Annotated in this window: 6 protein-coding genes; 5 read left to right on the forward strand and 1 reads right to left on the reverse strand. The window is 62.9% G+C overall.

The window, feature by feature from the left end:
- The coding region (locus tag FBR05_14345; GenBank protein MDL1873357.1) for a phosphoribosylformylglycinamidine cyclo-ligase at positions 1–260 on the reverse strand (260 nt) is incomplete at its 3' end.
- Between the two features lie 214 nt (positions 261–474).
- On the opposite strand from FBR05_14345, the gene FBR05_14350 reads away from it, so the two are divergent.
- From FBR05_14350 to FBR05_14370, 5 genes are all read left to right on the forward strand, one after another.
- Positions 475–1,605: a PAS domain-containing protein gene (locus FBR05_14350; GenBank protein MDL1873358.1), complete on the forward strand. Its 1,131-nt coding sequence runs from the start codon at positions 475–477 to the stop codon at positions 1,603–1,605.
- Positions 1,602–2,984 (forward strand): sigma-54-dependent Fis family transcriptional regulator, encoded by a 1,383-nt coding sequence (locus FBR05_14355; protein MDL1873359.1) that lies wholly within the window; start codon positions 1,602–1,604, stop codon positions 2,982–2,984. The genes FBR05_14350 and FBR05_14355 overlap by 4 nt, the downstream gene beginning before the upstream one ends.
- Before the next feature lie 16 nt (positions 2,985–3,000).
- Entirely contained in the window at positions 3,001–4,413 is a 1,413-nt protein-coding gene (locus FBR05_14360; protein MDL1873360.1) for a sigma-54-dependent Fis family transcriptional regulator, read from the forward strand.
- Positions 4,414–4,419: 6 nt separating this feature from the next.
- Positions 4,420–5,811, forward strand: a complete 1,392-nt coding sequence (locus tag FBR05_14365; GenBank protein MDL1873361.1) for a sigma-54-dependent Fis family transcriptional regulator — start codon at positions 4,420–4,422, stop codon at positions 5,809–5,811.
- A partial coding sequence (locus tag FBR05_14370; protein MDL1873362.1) for a hypothetical protein occupies positions 5,709–6,223 on the forward strand: 515 nt, incomplete at its 3' end. The genes FBR05_14365 and FBR05_14370, both read left to right, overlap by 103 nt.

The raw sequence follows: 6,223 nt of genomic DNA on the forward strand, positions 1-6,223 counted from the left end.
ACCAAGTCGATGCCGATGCCGCGGAAGGACTGCAAGTCCTTGGCGAGCTTGAGCTTGGTGCCGACGCCGTCGGTCGAGGAGACCAGGACGGGCTCGTCGTATTTCAGCTTGTTGATGCTGAACAGGCCCGCGAAGCCGCCGATAGGCGTGAGCACCTCGGGCCGCTTGGTCTTTTTAAGCAAGGGCTTGATCGCCTCGACGAAGGCGTTGCCCGCGTCGATGCTGACGCCGGCGGCTTGGTATGTGCTTGGTGTCTTCAAGGCGTTCGGACCCTAATGGGCTCGGGATTTTCTGTCAACGGGAAAGCCCGCGCCGCTTATTCCCGAGAAATTCGCTGGGGGATTTTTGACGCTTTGGGTCTAAGAATCTAATTTCATTTATGAAATTTTCTGACTATTAAAATGAGAATAAAAGTGACAGATTACTGACACCCTGGTATTCTTTAACCCCTTTCCAAGGTCGAGGGCAGGCAGCATGCATGTGAAAGAAGGGGCCTCACCGCCCGAACAATCCGAGAACCTCGAAGAGCTCAAAAACCTCTTCGCGGTCGTCTCCGAGGGCAAGCGGGCCTGGGAGGCGACCTTCGATGCCATCCTCGACCCCGTCCTGGTCGTCACCCGCGACTACCGCATCGTCCGCGCCAATTTGGCGGCCGCCGATTCCGCCGGCCTGAAGGTCCGCGAGCTCATCGGCAAACCCTGCTTCGAAATCTTCGCCAAAGAAAAGGCGCCATGTTCCGGCTGTCCGATGCGCGAGAGTCTCGCCAGCGGACGCCCGAGGCGCGAACGGCTCACGCCCTACAGCGACCAGCGCGCCTTCGTGGTCGGCTCCTTCCCGATCCGCGACTACGACGGGAAGGGCGGGAGTCTGGCGGTCGTCCAGTACCAGGACGTCAGCGCCATCCGAAAGCTCGAGGCCCAGCTCTTGCAAAGCGAGAAGATGGCCGCCCTAGGCCTCTTCGCCAGCGGCATCGCCCACGACATCAACAACCCCCTTGCGGGCGTTTTGGCCTTCGCCCAGTTGGCCATGCAGGGCTTGGCCCCGGAATCGCAGCTCTACCAGGACCTGAAGGAGATCGAGAGCAGCGCCCTGCGCTGCAAGAAGATCCTCGAGGACCTGCTCGAAATGTCGCGGCCCTCCGGGCGAGCCGAGAAAAGCCCCGTCGACCTCGGCGTCTTGATCGAACGAGTCCTGCCCAACCTGAAGGTGCAATACCAAGATCAGGACTACCGCCTCGACCTGGCCTTGAAACCGCTCACCCCGGTCGAGGTCTGTCCCAGCAAGTTCGAGCAGGTCTTCACCAACATCCTGACCAACGCCTTCCAGGCCCTCAAGCCGGGCGGCTCGGTGCGCGTGTCGGCGCACGAGGACGACAAGTCGGTCGTGATCGAGGTCGAGGACGACGGCGAGGGGATCAGCGAGGAAAATTTGAAGAACATCTTCGATCCCTACTTCACGACCAAGCGACAGCGCGGCGGGTCGGGACTGGGTCTGCCGATCTGCTACAACATCATCCGCGAGCACGGCGGCCAGATCGAGGTGTCGAGCCGGGTGAACGAGGGCAGCGTGTTCCGGATCCGCGTGCCCAAAGGAGACAAGGGATGAAATCGCAAATCCTCGTCGTCGACGACGAAATCGCGGTGCTTCGCGCCTTGGAGCGTTTTCTCACCGAGAAGGGATTCGAGGTCACGCTGGCCGACACCTTCGACAAGGCGGCCAAGGTCCTCGAGAGCGGCCGCATCGATCTGGCCCTGATCGATCTCAAGCTCGGCGATAGGGACGGCATCGAGCTGGTGCAGTACCTCCAGAAGGTGAGCCCGCAGACCGCCTGCATGATCCTGACGGGTTTCGGCAGCATCGATACCGCGATCCAGGCGATCAAGGCCGGGGCTTTCCACTATGTCACCAAGCCCTTCCAATTCGACGACCTCCTCAACCTCGTGCAAAAGGCCCTTGAGCACCAACGCACCCGGGAAGAGAACCGGCTGCTCAAGAAACAGCTCAACCTGAAATACGGCTTGGAGAACATCGTCGGCGTCTCCGACGGCATGAAGTCGATTTTCGAGCTGGTCGCGAAGGTGGCCGACACCGACTCGACCGTCCTGCTGTTGGGCGAGTCCGGCACCGGCAAGGAGCTGGTCGCCAAGGCCATCCACTACAACAGCCGCCGCAGCCAGCGGCCGCTGGTGCCGGTCAACTGCGCCGCGATCCCCGAGGACCTGCTGGAAAGCGAGCTCTTCGGCCACGTCAAGGGGGCCTTCACCGGCGCGGTCGTCTCGCGCACGGGGCGCTTCGAGATGGCCGACGGCGGGACGCTCTTCCTGGACGAAATCGGCGACATGAGCCCCAAGCTACAGGTCAAGCTGCTGCGGGTCCTTCAGGAACGGCGCTTCGAGCCGGTCGGCTCGGGCCGCAGCGTCGAGGTCGACGTGCGCATCATCGCCGCCACCAACAAAAACCTCGAGCGGGCGGTCAAGGAGAGGACCTTCCGGGAGGATCTCTTCTACCGGCTCAACGTCATCCCGATCCGGATTCCGCCCTTGCGCGAGCGCAAGGGCGACATTCCGATGTTGATCGAGCACTTCCTGCAGCGCTTCGCCAAGGAAAACGGCAAGAAGGCGCCGCAGGTGACGCCCGAATGCATGCAGATGCTCAGCAATTACGCCTGGCCGGGCAACGTGCGCGAGCTCGAGAATGCGATCGAGCGCCTGGTGATCCTCAAGCCCGAACAGGTCATCTCGATCAAGGATCTGCCCGAGAAGTTCCTGCAGGGCGGGGGGAAGATCTTCACCAGCGTCAACATTCCGGACAACGGGATCAGTTTTAAAAACGTGGTCAACGACTTCGAAAACGAGCTGATCCTAAGGGCCCTCGAGAAGACGGCCTGGAACAAGAACAAGGCGGCGACCTTGCTGAAGCTGAACCGGACGACCCTGGTCGAGAAGATCAAGCGCCGACAGTTGGAAAAGGTCATTCTTTCGTAGGGGCGAACCGCAGGACATGCACGTGAAAAGCACCTCCTTACTCATCGTCGACGACGAAGAAGTCATCCTCAAGCTCTTCGAGCGAGTGGCGCGCAAGGAGCGTTGGACCCACGCGACGGTGCGCAACGGCATCGAGGCGATCGACTTCCTCGCGAAAAACGACGTCGAATGTGTCGTCCTCGACATCCACCTGCCTTCCTATTCCGGCTTCCAGGTCCTCGAGTTCATCAAGTCGACCAAGCCCGCGGTCGAGGTGGTCATCGTCACCGGCATGGGCAGCGTCGAGCAGGCGGTGCAGGCCCTCAAGCAGGGAGCCTTCGACTACCTTTCCAAGCCCTTCGCCGACATGGACAAGGTCGTCTCCACCTTGCGCAACGCGATCGAGAAGCACCGGCTGGTCCGCAAGATCCATGAACTCCAGCGCGCCGAGGAGCCCCTGGAGGGTTATCAGGGGATCATCGGGCGCTCCAAGCCCATGCAGGAGATCTACCACCTGATCGACTCGATCAAGGGCTCGGCGGCCTCGGTGCTCATCGAAGGCGAGTCCGGCACCGGCAAGGAGATGGTCGCGAAGGCCATCCATCGCACCTCGAAGCGGGCCAAGCGGCCTTTCCTCGTCATTAACTGCGCCGCGATTCCGGAGGGCCTGCTGGAGAGCGAGCTTTTCGGCCACGTCAAGGGCGCCTTCACCGGGGCCATCGCCGACAAGCGCGGGCTCTTCGAGGAGGCCAACGGCGGTACGCTCTTCTTGGACGAGATCGGCGAGGTCGGCCCCGCCTTCCAGGTCAAGCTGCTGCGCGTCCTGCAGGAGGGCGAGTACAAGCGGGTCGGCGACGGCGAGGTCCGGCGCACCGACGTGCGCATCATCGCGGCCACCAACCGCGACCTCAAGGCCCGCATCGAGGAGGGAGCCTTTCGCGAGGACCTTTATTACCGACTGCACGTCATCGGCGTCCGTCTCCCGCCGCTGCGCGATCGCAAGGAAGACATTCCGCTGCTGGCCTACCACTTCCTCGACAAGTTCAAGGAGCGCTTGGGCAAGTCGATCCGGGAGATCTCTGTCGACGCCATGCAGGCCCTGCAGTCCTACCCCTGGGTGGGCAACGTCCGCGAGCTGGAGAACGTTCTGGAGCGTTGCTGCGTGCTGCTGGGCGGCGACGTCATCCGCGCCAAAGATCTACCCGCCTCCATCCTGGCCAGCACCTTCTTCCTGCGGGATCAAGAAGAGGTTGACTTGACGCGATTTCCCTATAAAGAGGCCAAGCTCCGGGCTTTGTCGCTGTTCAACAAGTCCTATTTGCAGCACCTCCTCAAGCAGTCCGGGGGGAACATCTCGATGGCGAGCGACCGGGCGGGCATGGATCGGAGCAATTTCAAGAAGATCATCCGGAAGTACGAGATCGACATCCGGGAATTCAAGAAGGGATAGGCCCCCATGACGGCGATTCCGACCTTCGTCTTCGACGAAAAGAACCAATTCAGCCCCTTGCTCTTCGAAGAGCTGGCCAAGCGCGGTTTCGCCCTGCGGGTCGTCACGAAGGAGGAAATCTTCCCCGCGATCAGCGCCGGTCCGCCGGAGGTCGTCCTCTTCAACCTGGCCCTCACCCCCGGGGTGGACCACCTGAGCCTGATCCAGGAAATCCGTTCCATCGACGAGCACCTGCCAGTCTTCGTCCTCACCGAAAACTCCGATGTCGCGACCGCCGTGGCCTTTATGCGAGCCGGAGCCACCGACTTCATGGTGCTGCCCGCGGCCATGGACCAGCTCGAGGCCTCGCTCAAACGCGCGAGCCAGATGTACCACCTGGCGCGCAAGGTCTTCCAAGTTGAGCGCAAGGCGGCGGGGAAGGGCGATTTCCTCGGGATCGTGGGCCAAAGCGCCAAGATGCAGGACAATTTCAAGATGATCTCGACCGTGGCCAAGAGCAACGCGACGGTCCTGATCCAGGGCGAGTCCGGCACCGGCAAGGAGCTGGTCGCCAAAGCCATCCACGTGATGAGCGGGCGGCCCAAGCACAAGTTCATCGACCTCAATTGCGGCGCCATCCCGCGCGAGCTGCTCGAGAACGAGTTGTTCGGCCACGAGCGGGGCGCTTACACCGGCGCCGACCGCCGCTACATCGGCAGCTTCGAGCGCGCCAACGGCGGGACGATCTTCCTCGACGAGATCTCCGAGATGGACCCCTCGCTGCAAGTCAAGATCCTTCGCGTCCTGCAGGAGCGCAGCTTCCAGCGGGTCGGGGGCAGCGAGAAGGTGCAAGTCGACGTGCGCGTCGTGGCCGCGACCAACCGCGACCTCCAAAAGGAAGTGGAGGAGGGGCGCTTCCGCGAGGACCTCTACTACCGGCTCAACGTCGTCCCGCTTTGGCTGCCGCCCCTGCGCGAGCGGCGCGAGGATATCCCTCTGCTGGCGCGGCACTTCCTCAACATCTACAGCCTGCGCAACGACAAGATCTTTCTCGATTTCCACCCCGAGGCCATGGAGGTGCTGATCAACTACGGCTGGCCCGGCAACGTCCGCGAGCTCGAGAACACCATCGAGCGGCTGGTCGTCTTGAGCAACGACAGCCAGGTCAAGGTGAAACATTTGCCCAACCACCTACAAACCGTCGACCGCGCCATCGGCTGGTCACGGGACCAGTCGGCCCAATCGCTCGCCTCCGAGAAGGAGGTCCACACCCTCGAGCAGATCGAGAAGCAGGCCATCGAGAGCGCGCTGAAAAAGTGCGAAGGCAATGTCCTCGAGGCGGCGCGCCGGCTGAAAGTCGGCCAGGCCACCCTCTACCGCAAGATTCGCAAGTTCGGCATCGAGAGGGAGGAGCCGTGAGCCCTCCCGCGAAGCCCCGCCTCGCGGCCGTGCTGCTGGCGGGCGGGAGCGGCACGCGCCTGTGGCCGCTCTCCACGCAGCGGCAGCCGAAGCAATTCCTCGCCTTGGGCGGGGAGCGCAGCCTCCTGCAGCAGAGCGCCGACCGCATCCTCGCCCTCGCGCCTCCCGAACGCCTTTGGGTGGTCTGCGGGGAGATCCATGCGGCCGCCGCGGCCGCGCAGTTGAAGGAGATGCCGGACAGCCAGGTCTTGGTCGAGCCCGCCGCAAAAAACACCCTGGCCGCCATCGCCCTGGCGGCCGTCCACCTGCGCGCCAAGGACCCCGAGTCGGTCATGGCGGTGCTGCCCGCCGACCACTTCATCCCGCAGGCCGACTGGCCGAAGCTCCATGCCGACCTTTCCCTGGCGGCCGC

It is taken from the genome of Deltaproteobacteria bacterium PRO3 (assembly GCA_030263375.1).
Lineage (GTDB): Bacteria > UBA10199 > UBA10199 > DSSB01 > DSSB01 > DSSB01.